Origin of the sequence: Micromonospora sp. NPDC005203, from assembly GCF_042872705.1 — a bacterium.
Classification (GTDB): Bacteria; Actinomycetota; Actinomycetes; order Mycobacteriales; family Micromonosporaceae; genus Micromonospora.
On the sequence record NZ_JBIAKV010000014.1, the window covers coordinates 83,979 to 105,859 of the forward strand.

At 72.8% G+C, this 21,881-nt stretch carries 16 protein-coding genes; 5 read left to right on the forward strand and 11 right to left on the reverse strand.

The window, feature by feature from the left end; genetic code table 11:
- Positions 1-28: 28 nt before the first annotated feature.
- A complete protein-coding gene (locus ACFYPM_RS26145; RefSeq protein WP_387202028.1) occupies positions 29-1,201 on the forward strand; it encodes a PQQ-dependent sugar dehydrogenase in 1,173 nt (390 codons plus the stop codon).
- A 61-nt stretch (positions 1,202-1,262) separates the two neighbouring features.
- A complete protein-coding gene (locus ACFYPM_RS26150; protein WP_387202031.1) occupies positions 1,263-2,879 on the forward strand; it encodes a metallophosphoesterase in 1,617 nt (538 codons plus the stop codon).
- A 405-nt stretch (positions 2,880-3,284) separates the two neighbouring features.
- Here the strand turns inward: ACFYPM_RS26150 and ACFYPM_RS26155 are convergent, their stop codons facing one another.
- Together ACFYPM_RS26155 and gatB are read right to left on the reverse strand one after the other, a co-directional pair.
- On the reverse strand, positions 3,285-5,642 hold the full coding sequence (locus ACFYPM_RS26155) for a pyruvate dehydrogenase (protein WP_387202034.1): 2,358 nt from the start codon (positions 5,640-5,642) through the stop codon (positions 3,285-3,287).
- 123 nt (positions 5,643-5,765) lie between these two features.
- Entirely contained in the window at positions 5,766-7,265 is a 1,500-nt protein-coding gene (gene gatB, locus ACFYPM_RS26160) for an Asp-tRNA(Asn)/Glu-tRNA(Gln) amidotransferase subunit GatB (protein WP_387202037.1), read from the reverse strand.
- A 140-nt stretch (positions 7,266-7,405) separates the two neighbouring features.
- Here gatB and ACFYPM_RS26165 point away from each other — a divergent pair, with 140 nt between their 5' ends.
- A complete protein-coding gene (locus ACFYPM_RS26165) occupies positions 7,406-7,678 on the forward strand; it encodes a hypothetical protein (RefSeq protein WP_387202040.1) in 273 nt (90 codons plus the stop codon).
- Positions 7,675-8,190 (forward strand): hypothetical protein, encoded by a 516-nt coding sequence (locus ACFYPM_RS26170; protein WP_387202043.1) that lies wholly within the window; start codon positions 7,675-7,677, stop codon positions 8,188-8,190. Before ACFYPM_RS26165 ends, ACFYPM_RS26170 begins: the two co-directional genes overlap by 4 nt.
- 61 nt (positions 8,191-8,251) lie before the next feature.
- On the opposite strand, the gene gatA is transcribed toward ACFYPM_RS26170, so the two are convergent.
- From gatA to ligA, 4 genes are all read right to left on the reverse strand, one after another.
- Positions 8,252-9,727, reverse strand: a complete 1,476-nt coding sequence (gene gatA / locus ACFYPM_RS26175; RefSeq protein WP_387202046.1) for an Asp-tRNA(Asn)/Glu-tRNA(Gln) amidotransferase subunit GatA — start codon at positions 9,725-9,727, stop codon at positions 8,252-8,254.
- On the reverse strand, positions 9,724-10,029 hold the full coding sequence (gene gatC / locus ACFYPM_RS26180) for an Asp-tRNA(Asn)/Glu-tRNA(Gln) amidotransferase subunit GatC (protein WP_007456314.1): 306 nt from the start codon (positions 10,027-10,029) through the stop codon (positions 9,724-9,726). The genes gatA and gatC overlap by 4 nt, the downstream gene beginning before the upstream one ends.
- 147 nt (positions 10,030-10,176) lie before the next feature.
- Entirely contained in the window at positions 10,177-12,816 is a 2,640-nt protein-coding gene (locus tag ACFYPM_RS26185; protein ID WP_387202049.1) for a putative bifunctional diguanylate cyclase/phosphodiesterase, read from the reverse strand.
- 157 nt (positions 12,817-12,973) lie between these two features.
- Positions 12,974-15,109 (reverse strand): NAD-dependent DNA ligase LigA, encoded by a 2,136-nt coding sequence (gene ligA, locus ACFYPM_RS26190; RefSeq protein WP_387202052.1) that lies wholly within the window; start codon positions 15,107-15,109, stop codon positions 12,974-12,976.
- Between the two features lie 674 nt (positions 15,110-15,783).
- On the opposite strand from ligA, the gene ACFYPM_RS26195 reads away from it, so the two are divergent.
- Complete coding sequence (locus tag ACFYPM_RS26195; RefSeq protein ID WP_387202055.1) at positions 15,784-16,326, forward strand: type II toxin-antitoxin system PemK/MazF family toxin; 543 nt, start codon at positions 15,784-15,786, stop codon at positions 16,324-16,326.
- 477 nt (positions 16,327-16,803) lie between these two features.
- Here ACFYPM_RS26195 and ACFYPM_RS26200 read toward each other — a convergent pair whose 3' ends face one another.
- The 5 genes from ACFYPM_RS26200 to ACFYPM_RS26220 form a co-directional block, all read right to left on the reverse strand.
- Positions 16,804-17,814, reverse strand: a complete 1,011-nt coding sequence (locus ACFYPM_RS26200) for an ADP-ribosylglycohydrolase family protein (protein WP_387202058.1) — start codon at positions 17,812-17,814, stop codon at positions 16,804-16,806.
- A gap of 30 nt (positions 17,815-17,844) precedes the next feature.
- Positions 17,845-18,210, reverse strand: coding sequence for a VOC family protein (locus ACFYPM_RS26205; protein ID WP_357572171.1), 366 nt, complete (start codon positions 18,208-18,210; stop codon positions 17,845-17,847).
- Positions 18,211-18,246: 36 nt separating this feature from the next.
- Positions 18,247-19,251: a methionine synthase gene (locus tag ACFYPM_RS26210; protein WP_387202062.1), complete on the reverse strand. Its 1,005-nt coding sequence runs from the start codon at positions 19,249-19,251 to the stop codon at positions 18,247-18,249.
- Between the two features lie 37 nt (positions 19,252-19,288).
- Positions 19,289-20,362 carry a tRNA 2-thiouridine(34) synthase MnmA gene (gene mnmA, locus ACFYPM_RS26215; RefSeq protein ID WP_387202065.1) on the reverse strand — a complete coding sequence of 358 codons (1,074 nt, stop codon included), beginning with the start codon at positions 20,360-20,362 and terminating at the stop codon, positions 19,289-19,291.
- A 313-nt stretch (positions 20,363-20,675) separates the two neighbouring features.
- Positions 20,676-21,851, reverse strand: coding sequence for a cysteine desulfurase family protein (locus tag ACFYPM_RS26220; RefSeq protein WP_387202068.1), 1,176 nt, complete (start codon positions 21,849-21,851; stop codon positions 20,676-20,678).
- Positions 21,852-21,881 lie beyond the last annotated feature (30 nt).

Genomic DNA, 21,881 nt, shown 5'->3' on the forward strand with positions numbered 1-21,881 from the left:
GGCCGTCCGGCGGGCTACCCTGGGCCGGGTGAGAGCCCGTCCCCCGTACCCTCGCGTTCGTAACCTCCGGGTGGCCCTCGCGGCGTCCTGCGCGGCGCTGCTGCTCAGCGCGGGTTGCAGCTTCGGCGAACCGGAGCCCGACCCGGCCGGCGAGCCGCCCAACCTTCCGACCCCGTCCGCGTCGGCGAGCCCCGGCGGCGCCGGCCAGCAGGCGGTGGCGACGGTCCTCGCGAAGGGTCTGCGGGTGCCCTGGGCCATCGCCTTCCTGCCGGACGGGGCCGCGCTCGTCACCGAACGGGACAGCGGTCGGATCCTGCAGGTCGGCCCCGAGTCCGGGCCGGACGGGCTGCGGGTCCGCCCGGTGCAGACGATCACCGACGTGGCCGCGGCCGGCGAGGGCGGCCTGCTCGGCATCGCCGTCTCCCCCGACTACGCCAAGGACCGGACGGTCTTCGTCTACTACACGGCCGAGCGGGACAACCGGGTCGCCCGGCTGCAACTCGGTGGGCAGCCCACACCGATCCTCACCGGCATCCCCAAGGCCAACGTGCACAACGGCGGCGGGTTGGGGTTCGGCCCGGACGGGCAGCTCTACGTCAGCACCGGTGACGCCGGTCAACGTCCCCTCTCGCAGGACGTGAAGAGCCTCGGCGGCAAGATCCTCCGGATCACCCGGGAGGGCAAGCCCGCGCCGGGCAACCCGTACCCCGGCTCCCCGGTCTGGTCCCAGGGCCACCGCAACGTCCAGGGTTTCGCCTGGGACGCCGCCAAGCGGATGTTCGCCGTCGAGTTCGGCCAGAACACCTGGGACGAGATCAACCAGATCACCAAGGGCGGCAACTACGGCTGGCCGGAGGTCGAGGGGCGGGCCGGCGACCGGCGGTTCACCGACCCGATCACGCAGTGGGCGACCGAGGACGCGTCCTGCTCCGGTCTGGCCGCCACGGACCGGCTGCTGGTCACCGGTTGCCTGCGCGGCAAACGCCTCTGGGTGATGGAGCTGACCGACACCGGCACGCTGCTCGGCCAGCCCAGCGAGCTGCTCACCAACCGGTACGGCCGGCTGCGCGCGGTGGCCGCCGCACCGGACGGTTCGCTCTGGGTGAGCACCTCCAACCACGACGGGCGGGGCAGCCCCGGGGGCGACGACGACCGGCTCCTGCGGGTGGTCTTCGCGGGCGGCGACGGCGGCCGCAGCTGACCTTCGTCACCATCCGTTCAGATTTATCAAGATCTTCGGACGGGCAGGTCAGAATTTCAGCATGGACGGGCAGCACGACGAGCAGCACGACGACGCCAGTGATCGGGACGTCCCGGTGACCGACGGCGATTCGCCACGTTCGACGCGCTCGCTGGTCGGCCCCGGCGGGCCGCTGCGCCGCATCGGGCTGATCGTCGCCGTCCTCGCCGTGGCCCTGTCCGGGGCGGTGCTCGGGGTGCTGGCCGGCGGTCAGGTCGACACCGACATCGGGCCGTTCCGGGCCAACCTCAGCATCTCCCCCGCCCGCGACGGTGGCACCACCGTCGACATTCCGCCGCTCGGCGCGTTGCTGCTCGACAGCCACGACGGTCCCACCCACCTCACCGTGCGGCTGGGCGCACTCGACCAGGGACGCACCGAGGCGCTGATCGACGACCCGGCCAGCATCAGCCGGGCCAGTCAGAGCGCCGTGGAGGACGTCCGCTCCGGCGTGATGCGGCTCGGCCTACGGGCCCTCGGCGCGTCGGTGCTGGTCACCCTGATCCTGGCCGGGCTGATCTTCCGCAACGTCCGACGGACCGCCTGGGCGGGCGGGCTCGCACTGCTGGTCACCGCCGGGAGCCTCGGCACGGCGGCGGCCACCGTACGTCCCCAGGCGATCGAGGAGCCGCGCTACGAGGGGTTGCTGGTCAACGCGCCAGCCATCGTCGGTGACGCCCGCCGGATCGCCAACGACTACACCAAGTACGCCGAGCAGTTGCAACGCCTGGTCGGCAACGTCAGCCAGCTCTACACCACCGTATCGGCGCTGCCGCTGTTGGAGCCGACCCCGGGCACCACGCGGGTGCTGCACGTCTCCGACATGCACCTCAACCCGACCGGCTGGCAACTCATCCGGACGGTGGTGGAGCAGTTCGGCATCGACGTGGTGATCGACACCGGCGACATCACCGACTGGGGCAGCGAACCGGAGGCGTCCTTCGTCGGCTCGATCAGCCTGCTCAAGAAGCCGTACGTCTTCATCCGGGGCAACCACGACTCCGGCAAGACCGCCGCCGCCGTCGCCCGTCAGCCGAACGCGATCGTGCTGAACAACTCGACGACGACGGTCGCCGGCCTGACCATCGCCGGCATCGGCGACCCCCGTTTCACCCCAGACAAGAACACCTCACCCGCCGGCAGTGGCCTGACCCAGCAGGTCGCCGACCAGGTGATCGACGCGGGCGAGCAGCTCGCGACCACGGTGCGCCGTTCACCCCAGCCGGTGCACATCGCGCTGGTGCACGACCCGGCGTCAGCCGGGCCACTCGCCGGCACCTGCCCGCTGGTGCTGGCCGGGCACACCCATGCGCGGCAGGTGTCCCGGTTGCCCCAGGCGCCCGGCCAGCAGCCCACCGCGCTGATGGTCGAGGGCTCCACCGGCGGCGCGGGCCTCCGTGGCCTGGAGGGCGAGAAGCCCACCCCGCTGACGATGACGGTCCTCTACTTCGACCAGCAGAAGATGCTCCAGGCGTACGACGACATCACCGTGGGCGGCACCGGTCAGTCCCAGGTCAACCTGGAGCGGCACGTGGTGGCCGATCCGGCGCAGGGCGCCCCCGCGTCGGTCACCCCGACGCCGACCGGGGGCGCGCCGGAGTCACCGGGTCCGCTGCCAAGCCCGACCCCGACCGGCTGATCCTGGCCCTGCGCTGTCGGCTCAGTCGACGCCGGATCTGTCACTTTCCGTGTCTGCCGACCCGGCCCGCAGACACGTGCACGGCACCTTTGCTCTGCTTAACCAGACGCAACAGTGACCGACAGCGATCGGGGATTCTTCGTCGCAGCGAGCACTCCCGCAGGCCCTGCCACTGTTGCGTGGGTTGAAGCAGAGCAAAGGTGCCAGCCGCACCCCACTGACCCGACGGAGGCCGTTACGGAGCGTGCCGCCACCCTCCGTGTTTTCCGAAAGGGCGGACGGCTTAACCGGCGCCACCGCGACCCGTGCGACCGCGAGCCAGCGCACCGCGAGCCAGCGCACCGCGACCCAGCGCACCGCGACCCAGCGCACCGCGACCCAGCGCCGCTGGACCGCGCGGCCGGGTCAGCGTAGGGCGATGGCGGCCAGGGCGGCGTTGACGATGCTGCCGGGCAGCAGGTCGTGCAGTTCGTACAGCTCGGCGACGGTGCCGGACTGGCCGAACTCGTCCACGCCGAGCGGCACCGCCGGCGCGCCGAGGGCCGACCCGAGCCAGGCCATCGCGTGCGACGCCGCGTCGTGCACGGTCACCACCGGCACCCGATCGGCGAACGCGGACCGCAGCGCGCCCGGCACGCTGGGCACGGTGGCTGTCCGCACGCCCTGGCGCAGGGTGCGCTGCCAGGCCCGGTAGAGCCGGTCGAGGCTCGTCACGTCCACCACGTGCGCGGCGATGCCCTCGTCGGCCAGCTCCGCCGCGGCGGCCAGCACCTCGGGCAGCACCGCGCCGGAGGCGGCCAGCTGCACCACCGGGGCGTCGACCAGGTGCGGGTACGCCTGGTGCGCGTCGACCAGCCGATACGCCCCGGCGACCACCTGGCGACGCAGGACCGCGTCACCGAGGCGCGTCCGGGCGACCTCGAACGGCGCCTGGTCCAGCGGTCGGGTGCTCAACCGGAAGTAGTACGCGCCGTCCTCGGCGGGCGCGGCGGTCGCGGCCGGGGTCGACCCGCCGGCGATCTGCCCGAGCGCGTCGCAGAGCAACCAGTCCAGGGTGGTCGCGTACGCCGGCTCGACGAAGGTCACCCCCGGCAGCTCCAGGCCGACCGACGCGGTGATGGTGGACTGATGGGCACCACCCTCCGGGGCGAGGGTGATGCCGGACGGAGTGCCGGCCACCACGAACCGGGAGCCGGAGTACGTGCCGTACAGAAACGCGTCGAGGCCGCGCAGCACGAACGGGTCGTAGACCGTGCCCACCGGCAGCAGCGGCTGCCCGGACAGGTCCCAGGACAGGCCGAGCTGGCCGAGCAGCAGGAACAGGTTCATCTCCGAGATGCCCAGCTCGATGTGCTGCCCAGCGGGGCTCTGGATCCAGCGCAGCATCCGGTCCTCGGTCCAGGAGCGCTGCTCGGTGGGGGCGAACACCCCGGTCTTGTTGATGAACCCGGCGAGGTTGGTGGAGGTGGCCACGTCCGGGGCGGTGGTGACCAGGTAGCGGCCCACCTCCCGGTCCCGCGCCAGGTCCACCAGCACCCGACCGAAGACCTCCTGGGTGGAGATCGGCTTGTTGGCGCGTACTCCCGTGCTCTCCGGGACGGTGACCCCCAGCGCGCGCTCGCGCGGCGCGCGGGACAGCGCCTCCCGGCGGGCGCCGGCCCGGATGCCGGCGGGTGACGCCGGGTCGAGGCGGTCCCACTCGGTTTCGGCGGTCAACCCCTGCGCGGCGCGCAGCGTGTCCACCTGCTCCGGGCTCAGCAGCGCGGAATGGTTGCGCGGGTTGCCGGCGATGGGCAGACCCCAACCCTTCACGGTGTACGCGAAGACGACGCTGGGCCGGTCGGTGACCGCGTCGCACTGGGCGTACGCGTCGAGCATCGCCTGAAGGTCGTGCCCGCCCAGGTCGGTGACGAGCGGACCCAGCTCCTCGTCGTCGACGTGGGCGATCAGCTCGTCGATGCCGGCCGGCGCGCCGTCCAGGAACTGCTTGCGCAGCAGCGGGCCGGTCAACCCGAACAGCGACTGGTACTGCTCGTTGGGCATCGCGTCGATCCAGTCGCGCAGCGCCTCGCCACCCGGCCGGGCGTACGCCTCGGCGAGCCGGCGGCCGTACTTGACCTCCACGACGTGCCAACCGGCCGCCTCGAACTGGCCCCGCCACTGGTTGATCCGAATGCCCGGCACCACCCGGTCCAGCGACTGCCGGTTGAAGTCGACGAGCCACATGACGTTGCCCAGCCCGGTGGTCGCCGGGTCGGCCACCGCCTCCCAGATGTTGCCCTCGTCCAGCTCGGCGTCACCGATCAGCGCCACGAACCGGGAGTGCGGGCGGGCCCCGAAGTGCGCGTCGACGTACCGCCGGGTGGCGGCGGCGAAGAGCGGCGCCGCCGCGCCCAGGCCGACCGAGCCGGTCGAAAAGTCCACCTCGTCCGGGTCCTTGGTGCGCGACGGGTACGACTGGAGGCCGCCGCGGGCGCGCAGCCGGGGCAGGTAGGAGCGGTCCAGGTTGCCGAGCAGGTACTGGATGGCGTGGAACACCGGGGACGCGTGCGGCTTGACGGCGACCCGGTCCTCGGCGTCCAGGTGCGCGAACCAGAGCGCGGTCATCGCCGTGACCAGCGAGGCGCTGGACGCCTGGTGGCCGCCGACCTTCACCCCGTCGCCGGTGGCCCGGTCGTGGTTGGCGGCGTCCACGATCCGGGTCGCGAGCCAGAGCACCCGCCGCTGGATCTCGTCGAGGACATCGAGGTCGTGCTCGGTCACGGTGGCTCCATCCGGGCGTCGCCGTTGACGCCCTCGCGAGGGGTGCGGGGTGGCCGCGTAGTCGACAGGGGTTGCGCAAGGCCGCCGCCGGGTCACGGCGACGGCCTGCTGCGGGTGGGTCTCTCAGCCCTGGACGCCGAGGCGCTCCAGGATCAGCTCACGCAGGGTCTTCGCGTCGGCCTGACCCCGGGTGGTCTTCATGACCGCCCCGACCAGCGCGCCGACCGCCGCGACCTTGCCACTGCGGATCTTGTCGGCGATGCCGGGGTTCGCGGCGATCGCCTCGTCCACGGCGGCGGTGAGCGCGCCGGTGTCCGACACGACCTCCAGGCCCCGGCTGGTCATGATCTCGGTGGGCGAGCCCGCACCGTCGACCACGCCCTCCAGCACCGTGCGGGCCATCTTGTCGTTGAGCTTGCCGGCATCGACAAGCCCCTGCAGCTCGGCGACCTGGGCGGGGGTCGCGCCGATCTCGGCCAGCTCCACGCCGCTCTCGTTGGCCCGGCGGGACAGCTCACCCAGCCACCACTTGCGGGCCGCGGCCGGGGTGGTGCCGGCGGCCACGGTGGCCTCGATCAGCTCGACCGCACCGGCGTTCAGCACCGACTGCATGTCCAGGTCCGACAGGCCCCACTGCTCCTGGAGCCGACGCCGGTGCACCCGGGGCAGCTCCGGCAGGGCGGCCTTCAGCTCGGCGACCCAGGCCCGGTCCGGGGCGATCGGCACCAGATCCGGCTCCGGGAAGTACCGGTAGTCGGTGGCCGTCTCCTTCGAGCGCCCCGGAGTGGTGTCACCGGTCTCCTCGTGGAAGTGGCGCGTCTCCTGGGTGATCCGACCGCCCGCGTCGAGCACCGACGCCTGGCGCAGCATCTCCGAGCGGACCGCCCGTTCCACCGACCGCAGCGAGTTGACGTTCTTCGTCTCGGTACGGGTGCCCCACTCCGCGCCCGGCAGGTTGAGCGAGGTGTTCACGTCGCAACGCAGCGAACCCTCCTCCATCCGCACGTCCGAGACGCCGAGGGTGCGGATCACGTCACGCAGCTCGGTGACGTACGCCTTGGCCACGTCGGGGGCGAGCGCACCCGTGCCGGTGATCGGCTTGGTGACGATCTCGACGAGCGGGATGCCGGCGCGGTTGTAGTCGACGAGCGACTCCGTCGCGCCGTGGATGCGGCCGGTGGCGCCACCGACGTGCAGCGTCTTGCCGGTGTCCTCCTCGAGGTGCACCCGCTCGATCTCGATCCGCACCGTCTCGCCGCCCACCTCGACGTCCAGGTAACCGTCGACGCAGATCGGCTCGTCGTACTGGCTGATCTGGAAGTTCTTCGGCATGTCGGGGTAGAAGTAGTTCTTCCGGGCGAACCGGCACCACTCGGCGATCGAGCAGTTCAGCGCCAGGCCGATTCGGATGATCGCCTCGATGGCCGCCTTGTTGGCCACCGGCAGCGAACCGGGCAGGCCCAGGCACACCGGGCAGACCCGGGTGTTCGGCTCGCCACCGAAGTCGGTCGGGCAACCGCAGAACATCTTGGTGTTCGTGCCCAGCTCGACGTGGGTCTCCAGGCCGATCACCGGTTCGAAGCGCGCGACGACCTCGTCGTACGCGGGCAGTGTCGTGGTCATGAGACGCTCCAGGCGCGATCCGGACAGAACCGGTCCAGCCTAGTGGGGTTGTCGGGCCGCCTGTCGCCCGGGTTTCCCGAGACACCTGGCAATGGTCGTAACCGGGTGTGCCCGCGCCGACACGTGGGTATCTGTCGACCATGACGAATACGGGGAACGATCGATCTGTTCGCCAGGGCGGGCCGGGGCGGCCGTACGACAACAGGCGGGTCCTGCTGGTGGTGCTGGCCGCGTGGGCGGTAGGGGCCGTGGTCGCCCTGATCGGCTGGATCGTCGCCGGCGGTGAGCGGCAGCCGGACGACCTTCGGCTCCTGGTGGTGCTGCTCATCATCCCGGGCCTGATCGGGCTGGCCGTCGCCTGGGGGACGGGCAGGTCGACGGCCTGGCGCCAGCGTGACCGGGCCGGGTCGTGACCTCGCCACCCTCCCCGCGGCGACAGCCGATCGGCCGCCGCGCCGTGCTGGTCGCCGCGGGTCTGGCGGTGGGGCTCCCGGCGGCGATGGTGGCGGTGATCGCCCTCGCCGGGCAGGAGACCTCGCCGGGCGGCCTACTCAAGATTTTTCTCTTCGCGCTCGTCTTCGGGGTGCTCGGCGCGGCAGTGGCCCTCCTGGCCAGCCACCGGCTACCCGCACCCCGGACCGCCAGCCCGGCGGCCCGCCAGGCCCTGCGGGTCGGGCACACCGACGACCCGCGCGTCGACACTCTCGCCCGCCGCGAGGCCGAACGCCGCCGGGGTAGACGCTGGGTGCTCTGGATCCTCGGCGCCGCCGTGCTGGTCGAGGCACTGCTGGCCGTCGGCGCAACCCGCCCCTCCAGCCGAGTGTTCGCGGTGGTGCTCGGCGTCTTCTGGGCGGCCCTCGGCTGGAAGCGCTGGCGCGACCTGCGGGACGCCGACCGCTACCTCGCCAACCACCGCACCACCTGAGAGCCCCCGGACAGCCGACCGGCCCCGACGGACGGATCCGTCGGGGCCGGTCGCGACCGCGCTACAGCGTCGGCGGGGTGAACGTGCCGACCGCGGACTCCAACGCGGCGGCGACCCGGTACATCCGGTCGTCGGCCATCGTCGGGGCCATCACCTGCAGACCGACCGGCAGCCCCTCGGAGAGCCCGCACGGCACCGAGATGCCCGGCCCGCCGTACAGGTTGGTCGGGATCGTGTACAGGTCGGCCAGGTACATCTGGTACGGGTCGGCGGTGCGCGCACCGATCGGGAACGCCACCGACGGGGTGGTCGGCGAGATCAACGCGTCGACTCGCTCGAACGCGGCCGTGAAGTCCCGGGTGATCAGCGTCCGGACCTTCTGCGCCTGCCCGTAGTACGCGTCGTAGTAACCCGACGACAGTGCGTACGTGCCGATCATGATGCGGCGCTTGACCTCCGGACCGAATCCGGTCTCGCGGGTCAGCGACATGACCTCCTCCAGCGACCGGTTGCCGTCGTCGCCGACCCGCAGGCCGAACCGGACGCCGTCGAACCGAGCCAGGTTGGAGGAGCACTCACTCGGGGCGATCAGGTAGTACGCCGGAAGCGCGTACGCGAAGGTCGGGCAGGACACCTCGACGACCTCGGCACCCATCTTGGTCAGCGCGTCCACCGACTCGCGGAACGCGGCCATCACGCCCGGCTCGGCACCCTCGCCGACGAACTCGCTCACGATGCCGAGCCGTACGCCGGTCAGGTCACCTGTCGCGCCGAGCTTCGCCGCCGCCACCACGTCCGGCACCGGCTGCGGGATCGAGGTGGAGTCCCGCGGGTCGTGCCCACCGATCACCTGGTGCAGCAGGGCCGCGTCGAGCACCGTACGGGCACACGGGCCGGGGGTGTCCAGCGACGAGGAGAACGCGACCAGCCCGTACCGGGAGGTGCCGCCGTAGGTGGGCTTCGCACCCACGGTGCCGGTGACCGCGCCGGGCTGGCGGATCGAGCCGCCGGTGTCCGAGCCGATCGCCAACGGCGCCTCGTACGCGGCCAGCGCGGCGGCACTGCCGCCACCCGAGCCACCCGGGATCCGGCTCAGGTCCCACGGGTTGTGCGTCGGCCCGTACGCCGAGTATTCGGTGGAGGAGCCCATCGCGAACTCGTCCATGTTGGTCTTGCCGAGCATCACCGTGCCGGCGTCCCGCAGGCGCTGCACGATCGTCGCGTCGTACGGCGGACGCCAACCCTCCAGGATCTTCGATCCCACGGTGGTCGGCACACCTCGGGTGGCGAGCACGTCCTTCACCGCGACCGGCACACCCGCGAGGGGACCCAACTCCTCGCCGGCGGCCCGGCGCTCGTCCACCGCGCGAGCCGCGGCGAGCGCACCGTCGCTGTCGACGTGCAGGAAGGCGTGCACCCGGTCGTCGACCGCGGCGATCCGGTCCAGGTGCGCCTGGGTCACCTCGACGGCGGAGGTCTCGCCACCGGCGACCAGGCTCGCGATCTCCGTCGCGGTCATTCGCGTCAGATCGGTCATGAAGCCACATCCTCGGTCAGGATCCGCGGCACGCGGAACCGCTGGTCCTCGGCGTCGGGCGCGCCCGACAGCGCCTCCTGCGGGGTCAGGCACGGCGTGACCACGTCCTCGCGGAAGATGTTGGTCAACGGCACCGAGTGCGAGGTCGGCGGAATGTCCGCGGCGGCGACCTCGCCGACCTGGGCGACCGCCTGGAGGATCACGTCGAGCTGGCCGGCGAACGTGTCCAGCTCCTCCTCGGTGACGGCGAGCCGCGACAGGCGCGCCAGGTGCGCGACCTCCTCGCGGGAGATGGCGGCCATCCGTGCCCCCTTCTGATGTCCTGCTGGTCGGGCGGTGTGCCGGCCGCACGACGACGCAAGCGTGACGCGCGGTGACCGGAGCGAGTCTATTGTTCCGCTCCGGTGCCGCGTCCCCGGACTCCCCCTCCGACGGCCCCCCGTGCCGGGTCAGCGGGTGGGGCGGCGCGTGACGTCGGCCTGCGGGTGCCCGCCCGTGGGGCGCACCGGCCGGTACCGCGCCAGCCAGGTGACCAGCTCCGCGGCGGGCATGGGTCGGGCGTAGAACCAGCCCTGCGCCGCGTCGCAACCGGCGGCGTGCAGCATCCGCCAGGTCCGCTCGTCCTCGACGCCCTCGGCCACCACCCGCAACCCCAGCGCACCGGCCAGCTCGATCATCGACTTGACGATCGCCGCGTCGTCGGCGTCGTCGGCCATGCCGAGGACGAACGACCGGTCCACCTTCACCTCGGACAGCGGCAGCCGACGCAGGTGCTGCAAGGACGAGTAGCCGGTGCCGAAGTCGTCGAGCGCGATGCCCACCCCGATCCGGTGCAACTGGGAGATGGTCGCCAGCACCCGGCGCGGGTCGGCCATCAACGCACCCTCGGTGATCTCCACCTGCAGCCGCTCGGCGGGCACCCCGTAGCGGGCCAGCCGGTCGGCGATCTGGTCGGCGATCTCGCCGGTGTGCAGGTCGCGCACGCTGACGTTCAGCGCCGCGCGCAGGCCGATACCGGCCGCCGACCACGTGGCGAGTTGCTCCACCACGTCGTCGACCACCCGCCGGGTGAGCAGCCGCATCACGGCGCTCTGCTCGGCGACCCGGATGAGCTCCTCCGGGTCGACCATGCCCCGCCGTGGGTGTCGCCACCGCAGCAGGGCCTCGACACCGACCACCTCGCCGGTCGCGATGGCGATCTGCGGCTGGTAGTACATCGTGATTTCCCCGGCGTCGTCGGCCGGTCCGTCGTCCGCGTGCGCCCACCCCGTCGGTTCGAGTGGTCGCCCCGGTGCGTCCGGTCCGCCGTCCCGCCGTGACCCGAGCCCGCCGGCGCCCAGCGCGGCGACCGCGCTCCCGTTCGGCGACCGCCTGCCGTGTCCGAGCCCGGCGCGCCGCTCCCGACCTCGACCCGGCCGGTTGCCGCTGACCGCGCCGCGGGTGTTGCGACCCCGGATCGGGTCGGCACCTGTCGCGATCTGGTTGATCAGTTCGTCGGCGTGCACCAGGTCGGCGTCGTCGCGCCGCCGGCGTCCCCACCACCGGCCACCGGACGGGGGTGCCGTCGCGGTCGCCGGCGCCGGGTCCGCGTCGGGCGCGGCGTCGGCCGGCGTCCCGGTGGGCAGCGCCGCCCCGTCGCCGCCGCGCACCTCGGCCGTCACCTCGAGGGGTACGCCGACAACCTCACCCGGCACGCCGTTCCGGCCGCGCCCGGCCTGGTCCGGCGCTGCTCCGAGGCGACTGTGGCCGGCCGGCTCGGCGTCGAACGGCGCGTCGACCGGCGGCCCGGACTCCAGTACGCGGCGCAGGTCGGCGAGGAGGCCGAGACGCTCGGCGGAGTTGTGGTCGGACTCGGGGGCGTAGACGGCCACCGTGTCGTTGCGGTGCTTGGCGTCGTACATCGCCACGTCGGCGTGGCGCATCAGAGTGGCGAAGTCCTCGCCATGCTCGGGGAAGAGGGCGATCCCGATCGACCCGCCCACGTCCAACGGAAGCCCGTCGAGTGGCACGGGCTCGGCCAGCGCCTCGACCACCTCGTCGGCCAACTCCCGCGCCTGACCGACGTCGGTCAGCCCGGTCATCACGATGGCGAACTCGTCGCCGCCGAGCCGGGCGATCATCTGGGGTCGAGGCCGCACGTCGGTGAGCCGCGCGCTCACCTCGACCAGCAGTCGGTCGCCCACGGCATGCCCGAGGGCGTCGTTCACGTTCTTGAAGCGGTCCAGGTCGATCAACAGCAGTGCCAACTGACCGTCGGGCTCGCCGCGGGCCGTCCGCTCGGCATGCACGTGCACCTGCTCGGCCACCTCGGTCAACAGCGCCTTGCGGTTGGGCAGACCGGTGAGCGGGTCAGCGGCGGCGAGGTGCTGCTGTTCGACGGTCAGCCGCGCCATCCGGTAGACGGCGAACAGCGGCACCAGCACCAGCGGGATCAGCGCCGCGCTGACCCGCGCCGCCGCGACGAGTACCGGGGCGAGCAGCAGCAGGGAGCCGGTGGAGAGCAACTCGAAGCCGAGCCCCTGCCGCAGGGTGGGCCACCACCGGTCCCCGAAGCGCAGCCGTACCGCCCAGCTGACCAGCCCGTAGTTCACGACGAACCAGGCCAGCGTCGCCCCGCCGACGGCTGCCACGTCGGTCCAGTGCAACCGCCCGCCGGAGAAGATGGCGCCCGGCCCGAGCAGGATCACGCCGTACGCGGCGGCGAGGGCACACGCGTACTGCCCGACGTTGAACGCCGTCCGCCACGCCGCGTGACGCATCCGCCAGCCCGACACGACCACCCCCACCGCCTGCACCAGCACCGCCGGACCGAGGCCCCAGCCGAGCAGGATCGCGAAGGTGAAGCAGGTGGAGGGGAACACCGCCGAGGTCTGCCGGCGCCCCGGCGGGACGAACGGGCGGGCGTCGCAGACCACGGCGAGCGCGGCCATCGTCCAGAACGCCACCGGCAGCCGGGACACCTCGTCGGCAAGGGTCGCGAGTGGAACGGCGGCGGTCACCGCGGCAACCACCAGGATGCCGACGACGAAGGCGGCGAACGGCGCCACCCGCCCCGGGGGCAGCGAGTTGCGTGGGTCCGCGACCTCCACGACACCTCCCGACCGACGGTCGGCGTGCGGGTGCGCACGCCGTGACCCAATGAAACGCCCTCGGCCCCCGGTTTACCGGTATGACAGTCACGAATCGGTCGTAGTCGTAATTAAGTTGGTATACGCGACCAGTCGCCGCGCATCGCCGCCCGCGCGGTCAGCCGCCCGGTTGAGCGACCTCCCGGGCGGCGTCCGGGCCGGCATCCAGCAGGAGCTGGAACCCTGCCTCGTCGAGCACCGGCACCTTCAGGCTGGCCGCCTTGTCGGCCTTGGACCCCGGGTTGTCCCCCACCACGACGAAGCTCGTCTTCTTGGAGACCGAACCGCTGACCTTGCCGCCCCGGCTCTGGATAGCCTCGGCGGCCTGATCCCGGGAGGAACCGGCGAGCGTGCCGGTCACCACGACGGTCAACCCCTCCAGCGGGCGCGGCCCCTCGTCACCCGCCTCCTCCACCATCCGTACGCCGGCCTCGGCCCACTTGCGGACGACCTCGCGATGCCAGTCCACCGCGAACCACTCCCGCAGGCTCGCCGCGATCGTCGGCCCGACCCCGTCGACCGAGGACAGCTCCTCCTCGGTGGCCGCGTCGATGGCGTCCATCGAGCGGAAGTGCCGGGCGAGCGCCTGGGCGGCGGTCGGGCCGACGTGCCGGATGGAGAGCGCCACCAGCACCCGCCACAGGTCCCGTTCCCGGGCGACGGCCAGATTGTCCAGCAACTTGCTGGCGTTGCTGCCCAGGCTGCCGTCCTTGTTGACGAAGAACGGGGACCGGGACAGCTGCTCGGCATCGAGCTGGAAGAGGTCGCCCTCGTCCGCGATGACCTCCGCGTCCAGCAGGGCCGCCGCGCCCTTGTAGCCGAGCGCCTCAATGTCGAAGGCACCGCGACCGGCAAGGTGGAACACCCGCTCGCGCAGCTGGGCCGGGCAGCTGCGGGTGTTGGGGCAACGAATGTCGACGTCGCCCTCCTTCGACGGCGCGAGCGGGGTGCCGCAGGCCGGGCAGGTGGTCGGCATGACGAACGGCCGGGCGTCGGCGGGACGCAGGTCGACCACCGGGCCGAGGACCTCGGGAATCACGTCGCCGGCCTTGCGCAGCACCACCGTGTCACCGATGAGCACGCCCTTGCGCTCGACCTCACGGGCGTTGTGCAGGGTCGCGAGCGCGACGGTCGAGCCGGCGACCCGCACCGGCTCCAGCACGGCGAACGGGGTGACCCGGCCGGTGCGCCCCACGTTGACGTCGATGTCGAGCAGCTTGGTGGTGACCTCCTCCGGCGGGTACTTGAAGGCGATCGCCCACCGGGGCGCACGGCTGGTCGAGCCCAGCCGGCCCTGGATGGAGACCGGGTCGACCTTGACCACCACCCCGTCGATCTCGTGCTCGACGTCGTGCCGGTGCTCGGCGTAGTAGGCGATGTATTCGGCGACGCCGGCCAGGTCGGGGACGACCCGCCAACGGTCGCTTGTCGGCAACCCCCACGACTTGAGCGCCGCATACGACTCGGACTGCGCGGTGGGCTGGAACCCGCGACGCGCGCCGATGCCGTGCACCACCAGGCGCAGCGGCCGGGAGGCGGTGACCCGCGGATCCTTCTGCCGAAGGCTGCCCGCCGCGGCGTTACGGGGGTTGGCGAAGGGCGCCCTGCCCTGCTCCACCAGGCCGGCGTTGAGATCGGCGAACGCGGCGACCGGGAAGTAGATCTCGCCCCGAACCTCCACCAGCTCGGGAATGTCCGGGAATTCGGCGGACGGGATCAGCTGACCGGGCACGTCCCGGATGCTGCGCACGTTGGCGGTGACGTCCTCACCGGTGCGGCCGTCGCCCCGGGTGGCGGCCCGGACCAGTCTGCCCTTCTCGTAGGTCAGGTTGATGGCCAGCCCGTCGACCTTCAGCTCGCACAGGTAGGGCGCCGGGCCGCCCGCGTCGCGCTCGACCCGCTCGGCCCAGGCCGCCAACTCCTCGTCGGCGAAGGCGTTGTCGAGCGAGAGCATCCGTTCGGCGTGGGTCACCGGGGTGAAGTCGGTGGAGAACGTGCCGCCCACACGTTGGGTCGGCGAGTCGGGTGTCCGCAGGGCGGGGAACTCCGCCTCCAACGCCTCCAGCTCACGCAGCTGCTTGTCGAACTCGGCGTCGGGAATGGTCGGCGAGTCCAGCACGTAGTAGCGGTACTGATGCTCGGTCAACTCCTGACTGAGCGTGGCATGCCGCTCCCGGGCCTGCGGCGTCGGCTCAGCCCCGGCCGCCGCCTCCTGCGCCGGGCTGACCTGCTGACCGATCTGCTCCTCGGACACACCGCCACCTTCGGACACGCCTGCGACCTCCCTGATCACGCTACTCCGGCACGGTATCGGGCCGGTGAGACAATCCGTTGCCCGCCCGCGCTCGCAGCGACGTTCCGCTCCGCCGCGTTCCGTGATCACTCGATGCTCGGTAGTCGCCGACGCCCGATCCGGCTGCTCACCAACGCCGTTTGCGTGAGGGCTGTGGCCGACGGGTCAACCCGCTGCTGACTAACAGGGCTTAAAGATCAAGACGCGTCGAGCAGGAGAACCGCGCCGATCTTGCACTTTCTGTCGCCCATTTAAGCGGTAATGCACCTAAATGTCGAGGCAGGAAGTGCAAGATCGCGATGCAGGCTCGGTTGGCGAACAGTTATTCCGCTAACGCACCGGCGTTGGGCTGCTCACCCTTGAATGATCTAGGGAATGTCCCGAGGGTGCCGCGGGGCGTCGGGGCAGCCGCGGTGTGGTTGGCGGGCGGCACGGGCGAAGGCGTGCGAGGATCGCCGGACGGTGCGGCCCGCGAGCCGCCAGGAGGCGGAGGTACGCCGCCGTCACGCACGAGGCGGAGGTACGCCGCCGTCAGGCACGAGGCGGAGGCACATCCGCCGGTACGCATGAGGCGGGGTACCCGCCGGTGGACAGAGCGGCGGGGATTCGTCCGTCGGTGGGCAGGAGGTTGTGCGATGCGCGAGGCACTGCTCTGGGCGGTGGCGATCCTGCTGGCCGTGGGTGCGGGTTGGGCCTGGAACAGCTGGCGGCAGCGGGTTTCCACCCGACCGTCGGGCGCCCGACCGGATCGCCGTGCCACGGCCGGCACCGGCGGTCGTCGGCCCACCCCACCTCGACCGCGCGGCACCGACCGGCCGGGCGCAAAGCCCCGCTCACGCGACACCGATCGGCGGGATGCCCCGGCGCCGGGCGAGATCTGGTGGGCCGACGTGCCGTACGCCGACGGCACTGGCTCGAAGGTCCGCCCCTGTCTGGTACTGCGCGCCGACTCCCGGGGCGCCGACATCCTCAAGATCACCAGCCAGGACAAGAGCAACCGCGACGATCACGTGCGAATCCCTACCCGGGACTGGGACCCCGGCGCGGAGCACGACAGCTACCTCAGCCTGACCGAGCCGGTCCGACTCAACTCGGCCGCCTTCGCCGACCACGCCGGGCGCTGCGACGCCGAGCTGTGGAAGAAGGTCCGCAACCTGCGCCACCTGCCCACCCCCTGACCGCCACACCACCGCACCACCGCACCGCCGCATCGCCGCGCCGCCGCATCGCCGCGCCACCGCATCGCCGCATCGCCGCGCCACCGCATCGCCGCCCGACCAAGACGGCGTGATCGACTCGGTTTCCTGCACACCGCGGCATCCGACACCACGGGACACCCCGACTTCCAGGAACCCGAGTGGATCACGCGCAAACCAGGGCCGGGCGGACCAGCGCCGGGCAGACCAGCGCCGCGCAGACCAGCGCCGCGCAGACCAGCGCCGCGCAGACCAGCGCCGCGCAGACCAGGGCCGGGCGGACCAGCGCCGCGCAGACCAGCGCCGCGCAGACCAGGGCCGGGCGGACCAGCGCCGCGCAGACCAGCGCCGCGCAGACCAGCGCCGCGCAGACCAGCGCCGGGCAGACCAGCGCCGGGCCAAGGCAAGCAGGGCAGGGCAGGGCCTGCAGGGCAGGGCCGCGTGGGCCAGGCGGGTCGGTCAGTCCCAGGCGGCACCTAAGGTGGCGAGTTGGTTCGCGTACTCGATGCGGTCGGCCCAGCCGGTCGGCCAGGCGGCCATGCCGGCGGCCGCGCCCACGAACGCGCCGGCCAGGGCGGCGATCGAGTCGGAGTCGCCGGCGGTGGTCGCGCCTCGGGTCAGTGCCGCGACGGGGTCGTCGACGTGCCGTACGGCGCAGAGCAGCGCGGTGGCCAGCGCCTCCTCGGCAACCCAGCCCTCCCCGGTGGCCCGGCACGGATCGCCGCCGTCGTCCGGCTCGCGCAGAGCGTCCGTCAGTCGGTCCAGCACCGCCAGGCACTCGTCCCAGCCCCGGGCGATGAACTCCTCCGGCGTACCGACCCCCGGGCGCTGCCAGAGATCACCCAGCCACCGCTCCCGGTAGACCAGGCGCTGGGACCGCGCCCGCTCGGTGAGGATCGCGGGTAGCTCGGGCAAGGTGGCGCCCGCGCGCAGCGCGAAGACGGCGTACGCGGTCAGCTCGCTGGCGGCCAGCCCGGTCGGGTGCCCATGGGTCATCCCGGCCTGTAGTTGGGCCAGCCCGGCCAGCGTGTCCAGGTCGACGTCGAGCAACCCGACCGGGGTGACCCGCATGTTGGCGCCGCACCCCTTCGACCCGGCCACGGTGGCCTCCTGCCACCGCAGTCCCCGGCTCAACTCCGCGCAGGCACGCAGGCAGGTCATCCCCGGGGCGCGGTTGTTGTCCGGGCTGACCGCCCAGGCCAGAAAGCGCTGCCGCAGCAGCGGCTCCACCGCCTCCGGGGTGAGCGTCGGCGCCTCGTGCAGCGCCCAGCCCACCGCGAGCGCCATCTGGGTGTCGTCGGTGACCAGTGCCGGCTCGCCGGACAGCTCACGTGGGCCGGTCGGGCCGTACCGGTGCTCGATCTCGGCGACGGTCAGGAACTCGGTCGGCTTGCCCAGCGCGTCACCGTAGGCGAGGCCGAAGAGTGAACCGGAGGCGCGCAGCGAAGAGGTGGGAGTCACGGCGGCCATGATGCCCGGCCGCCGCAACCCCCGTCGGGCTCAGTCCCAGCAGAGGCAGAACGGGTGGCCGGCCGGGTCGGCGTAGACCCGGAAACCCTCGCCCTCGCCCGGCAGTCGCCGAGCCCCGAGCGCGAGCGCCGCCTTCTCCGCGCTCTCGATGTCGTCCACCGTCACATCCAGGTGGAACTGCTGAGGGCGCTCCGGATCCGGCCAGGCCGGTGCCCGGAGGTTGAGCGCCTGCTGGAAGGCGAGACGCGGCTGGTGACCGGGCGGACCGCCCAGCACCACCCAGTCGTCCTCCATCTCACCCTCGGCGAGAGGCACGCCGAGCAGCTCGGCGTAGAACATCGCCAGCGCCCGCGGGTCCGGGCAGTCGATCACCACTGAACGCAGCTGTCCAATCATGACCGTCATCCTGCCCACCGGGTACGACAGGAAACCTCACACCTCGGCGAGCCGCCGGCCGGCGTCCCGGCACGCGGCGAGCACCGCCCGCGCGTACTCCGGGGTGGCACCGGCGAGACCGCAGGCCGGGGTGACCACCACCTGCTCGGCGAGCTGCCGACGGGGAAAGCCGAGGCGGTCCCAGACCTGGCGTACCCGATCGGCGATCTGCGCGGACGTCGGCGCGCCACCGGCCGACGGCGATCCGGTCGGCGCGGCACCGGCCAGCAGTCCGAGGCCGGCGTCGAGCGCCTCGCCGAGCGGGTCCAGCTTGGTGACCAGATCCAGGTCGAGGGCGACCGCGACGGCGCCGCTGGAGCGGATCAGCTCCAGCGGCACGTCCGGGGCACAGCAGTGCACGAGCGTCGGTACGCCGACCGCGTCGACGACCGTGCGCAGCAGCGCGGCGGCGTCCACCGGGTCGACCGGCCGGTACGCGCCCAGCCCACTCTCGGTCGGCACCCGCCCGGCCAACACGGTCGGCAACGACGGCTCGTCCAGTTGGAGCAGCACCGACGCCCGGGGCAGTCGCCGGGTCACCGCCGCGACGTGCGCGCGCAGCCCCTCGGCGAGGGAGCCGGTCAGATCGCGGACCGCGCCGGGGTCGCGCAGCATTCGGCCGCCGATCGGCAACTCCAGGGACGCGGCCAGCGTGAGTGGGCCGGCGGCCTGCACCTTGATCGGCCCGGTGTACTCCTCGGCCTGCTCGGCGAGCTGGTCCAGGTCACGTTCCATCAGGTCAGCGGCCCGGCGCAGGTCGCGGCCGGGGCGTGGGGCGACCCGCCACCGTCCGGCGTACACCTCGACGGGCAGCTCGACCAGCAGCCCGGCGGACCGGCCGATCAGGTCCGCGCCGGGACCACGGGCCGGCAGCTCGGGCAGGTGGGGCAGCTCGGGAAGCTCACCGAGGACCACCCGCTGTGCCTCGCCGATGTCGGTGCCGGGCAGCGAACCAATTCCGGTTGCCGCGCCGGTCGGCCAGGGCCACGCCTGATCTGTCACGGGCGAAGGCTATCCCGCGAACACCGAGGCCGTGCGGTCAGCCGGTGATGGTCGCGGAGCCGAGGACCACGTCGCCGGCCGGGTCCGACCGGTACGCGACCACGGCCTGACCGGCGGCAACGCCGCGCACCGGCCGGCGCAGCTCGGCGTGCAGCAGGTCACCGTCGAGCGCGACGGTCGCCGGCACCACGTCGCCGTGGGCACGCAGTTGCACCTCGCACTCCACCGGTGCGTCCGGGCGCGCACCGCCGGTCCAGACCGGACGAACGGCCCGGACCTCGGACACCTCGAGCGCCTCGGCGGGGCCGATGGTCACGGTGTTGGTCTTCGGCGTGATGGAGAGCACATAACGCGGCCGTCCGTCGGCGGCCGGCCGGTCCAGGTGCAGGCCGCGCCGCTGCCCCACGGTGTACGCGTACGCGCCGCTGTGACTGCCGACCACCGCGCCGGTGCTGGCGTCCACGACGTCGCCGGGCGCCTCGCCGAGCCGGCCGGCGAGGAAGCCGCGGGTGTCACCGTCGGCGATGAAGCAGATGTCATGTGAGTCCGGCTTGTCGGCCACCGCCAGACCACGCGCGGCGGCCTCCGCGCGCACCTGCGCCTTTGTCGAGTCGCCCAGCGGGAAGATCGACCGGTCCAGTTGCTCGCGGGTGAGCACGGCCAGCACGTACGACTGGTCCTTGGCGATGTCGACACTGCGTCGCAGCAGCCCGTCCGGGCCGAGCCGGGCGTGGTGCCCGGTGACCACCGCGTCGAAGCCCAGGGCCACGGCCCGGTCCAGCACCGCCGTGAACTTGATCTTCTCGTTGCAGCGCAGGCAGGGGTTCGGCGTGCGCCCGGCGGCGTACTCGGCGACGAAGTCGTCCACCACGTCCTCGTGGAAACGGTCGGCCATGTCCCACACGTAGAACGGGATGCCGATCACGTCGGCGGCCCGCCGCGCGTCCCGGGAATCCTCCAGGGTGCAGCAGCCGCGCGCCCCGGTCCGATAGGTCTGTGGGTTACGGGCCAGCGCCAGGTGTACGCCTGTCACGTCGTGCCCGGCCGCCACCGCCCGCGCCGCCGCCACGGCCGAGTCGACCCCGCCCGACATAGCCGCCAGAACCTTCACCAGCGAACTCCCTTCCCCGTCCCACCACAACCCTATCCACCAGCCCCGAAAACCCCATCCCCGCCCGCCCCGCCCCACCCCACCCCGCCCCCCGGCCCACCCCACCCCACCCCGCCTCAGCCCTACCCCGCCTCAGCCCCGCCCCGCCTCAGCCCCGCCCCGCCTCAGCCCCGCCCCGCCCAGCCCCGCCCCGCGATCTTGCACTTTCTGCCCCGGCAAAGGTTGCATAAAGGGGTAATTCGGCGACAGAAACTGCAAGATCGCGAGGGCCCGCGCGGGCGCGCGGGCGCGCGGGCGCGCGGGCGTGGGGCGGTTAGCGGGGGGTGCGGAGGGCGGCGGCCCGGCGGGCTCGGTCCACCGCTGCCGGGAGGGCCGCGATGAGGGCGTCGACGTCGGCCTGAGTGCTCGTGTGACCGAGGGTGAAGCGCAGCGAGGAGCGGGCGCGGTCGTCGTCGGCGCCCATCGCCAGCAGCACGTGGGAGGGCTGGGCCACCCCTGCGGAGCAGGCCGACCCCGTCGAGCAGGCGATGCCCTGGGCGTCGAGCAACAGCAGCAGGGCGTCGCCCTCGCAGCCCGGGAAGGAGAAGTGCGCGTTGCCGGGCAGCCGGTCGGTCGGGTCACCGTTGTAGATCACCTCGGGCACCGCCCGACGAACCCGCTCGATCAGGTCGTCGCGGAGCGCGGCCACCCGGGCCGCGTACTCCTGTTGGCCCTCCACCGCCGTCTCGACGGCGACCGCGAAGGCCACGATGCCGGCCGTGTCCAGGGTGCCGGAACGGATGTCACGTTCCTGGCCACCGCCGTGCAGCAGGGGCGTGGCCGGCACGTCCCGGGCGAGCAGCAGCGCGCCCACCCCGGTCGGGCCACCCAGCTTGTGCCCGGTCACGGTCAGCGCGGCGACGCCGCTGGCGCCGAAGTCGACGGGCACCTGACCGACCGCCTGAATGGCGTCGGTGTGGAACGGCACCCCGTGCTCGGCGGCGACAGCGGCCAGCTCGGCGACCGGCTGGATGGTGCCCACCTCGTTGTTGGCCCACATGGCGGTGACCACGGCCACCCGGTCGGTGTGCGCGGCCAGCTCGGCGCGCAGGTCCTCCGGGTCGAGCCGACCGGTGGCGTCCACCGGCAGCCAACCGACCTCGGCCCCCTCGTGCTCGACGAGCCAGTCGACCGCGTCCAGCACCGCGTGGTGCTCGACGGAGCTGGAGACCACCCGACGGCGGCCCGGGGCGGCTCCCCGGCGGGCCCAGAAGATGCCCTTGACCGCGAGGTTGTCGCTCTCCGTGCCCCCACCCGTGAAGATCACCTCGGACGGCCGGGCGCCCAGCACCGCAGCCACCTTCTCGCGGGACTCTTCGACCCGGCGGCGGGCACGACGACCCGCCGCGTGCAGGGAGGACGCGTTGCCGACCTCGCGGGCGGTAGCGACGTACGCCTCCAGTGCCTCATCGAGCATCGGGGTCGTCGCCGCGTGATCCAGGTAAGCCATCACCGACCAGCCTACGGCCGACACCACGGC

Coding starts and splice junctions, on each gene's coding strand:
- ACFYPM_RS26150 (WP_387202031.1), top strand. CDS start 1,263: ATGGACGGGCAGCACGACGAGCAGCACGACGACGCCAGTGATCGGGAC.
- gatB (WP_387202037.1), bottom strand. CDS start 7,265: ATGACCACGACACTGCCCGCGTACGACGAGGTCGTCGCGCGCTTCGAA.
- ACFYPM_RS26165 (WP_387202040.1), top strand. CDS start 7,406: ATGACGAATACGGGGAACGATCGATCTGTTCGCCAGGGCGGGCCGGGG.
- gatA (WP_387202046.1), bottom strand. CDS start 9,727: ATGACCGATCTGACGCGAATGACCGCGACGGAGATCGCGAGCCTGGTC.
- gatC (WP_007456314.1), bottom strand. CDS start 10,029: ATGGCCGCCATCTCCCGCGAGGAGGTCGCGCACCTGGCGCGCCTGTCG.
- ACFYPM_RS26195 (WP_387202055.1), top strand. CDS start 15,784: ATGCGCGAGGCACTGCTCTGGGCGGTGGCGATCCTGCTGGCCGTGGGT.
- ACFYPM_RS26200 (WP_387202058.1), bottom strand. CDS start 17,814: ATGGCCGCCGTGACTCCCACCTCTTCGCTGCGCGCCTCCGGTTCACTC.
- ACFYPM_RS26205 (WP_357572171.1), bottom strand. CDS start 18,210: ATGATTGGACAGCTGCGTTCAGTGGTGATCGACTGCCCGGACCCGCGG.
- ACFYPM_RS26220 (WP_387202068.1), bottom strand. CDS start 21,851: ATGGCTTACCTGGATCACGCGGCGACGACCCCGATGCTCGATGAGGCA.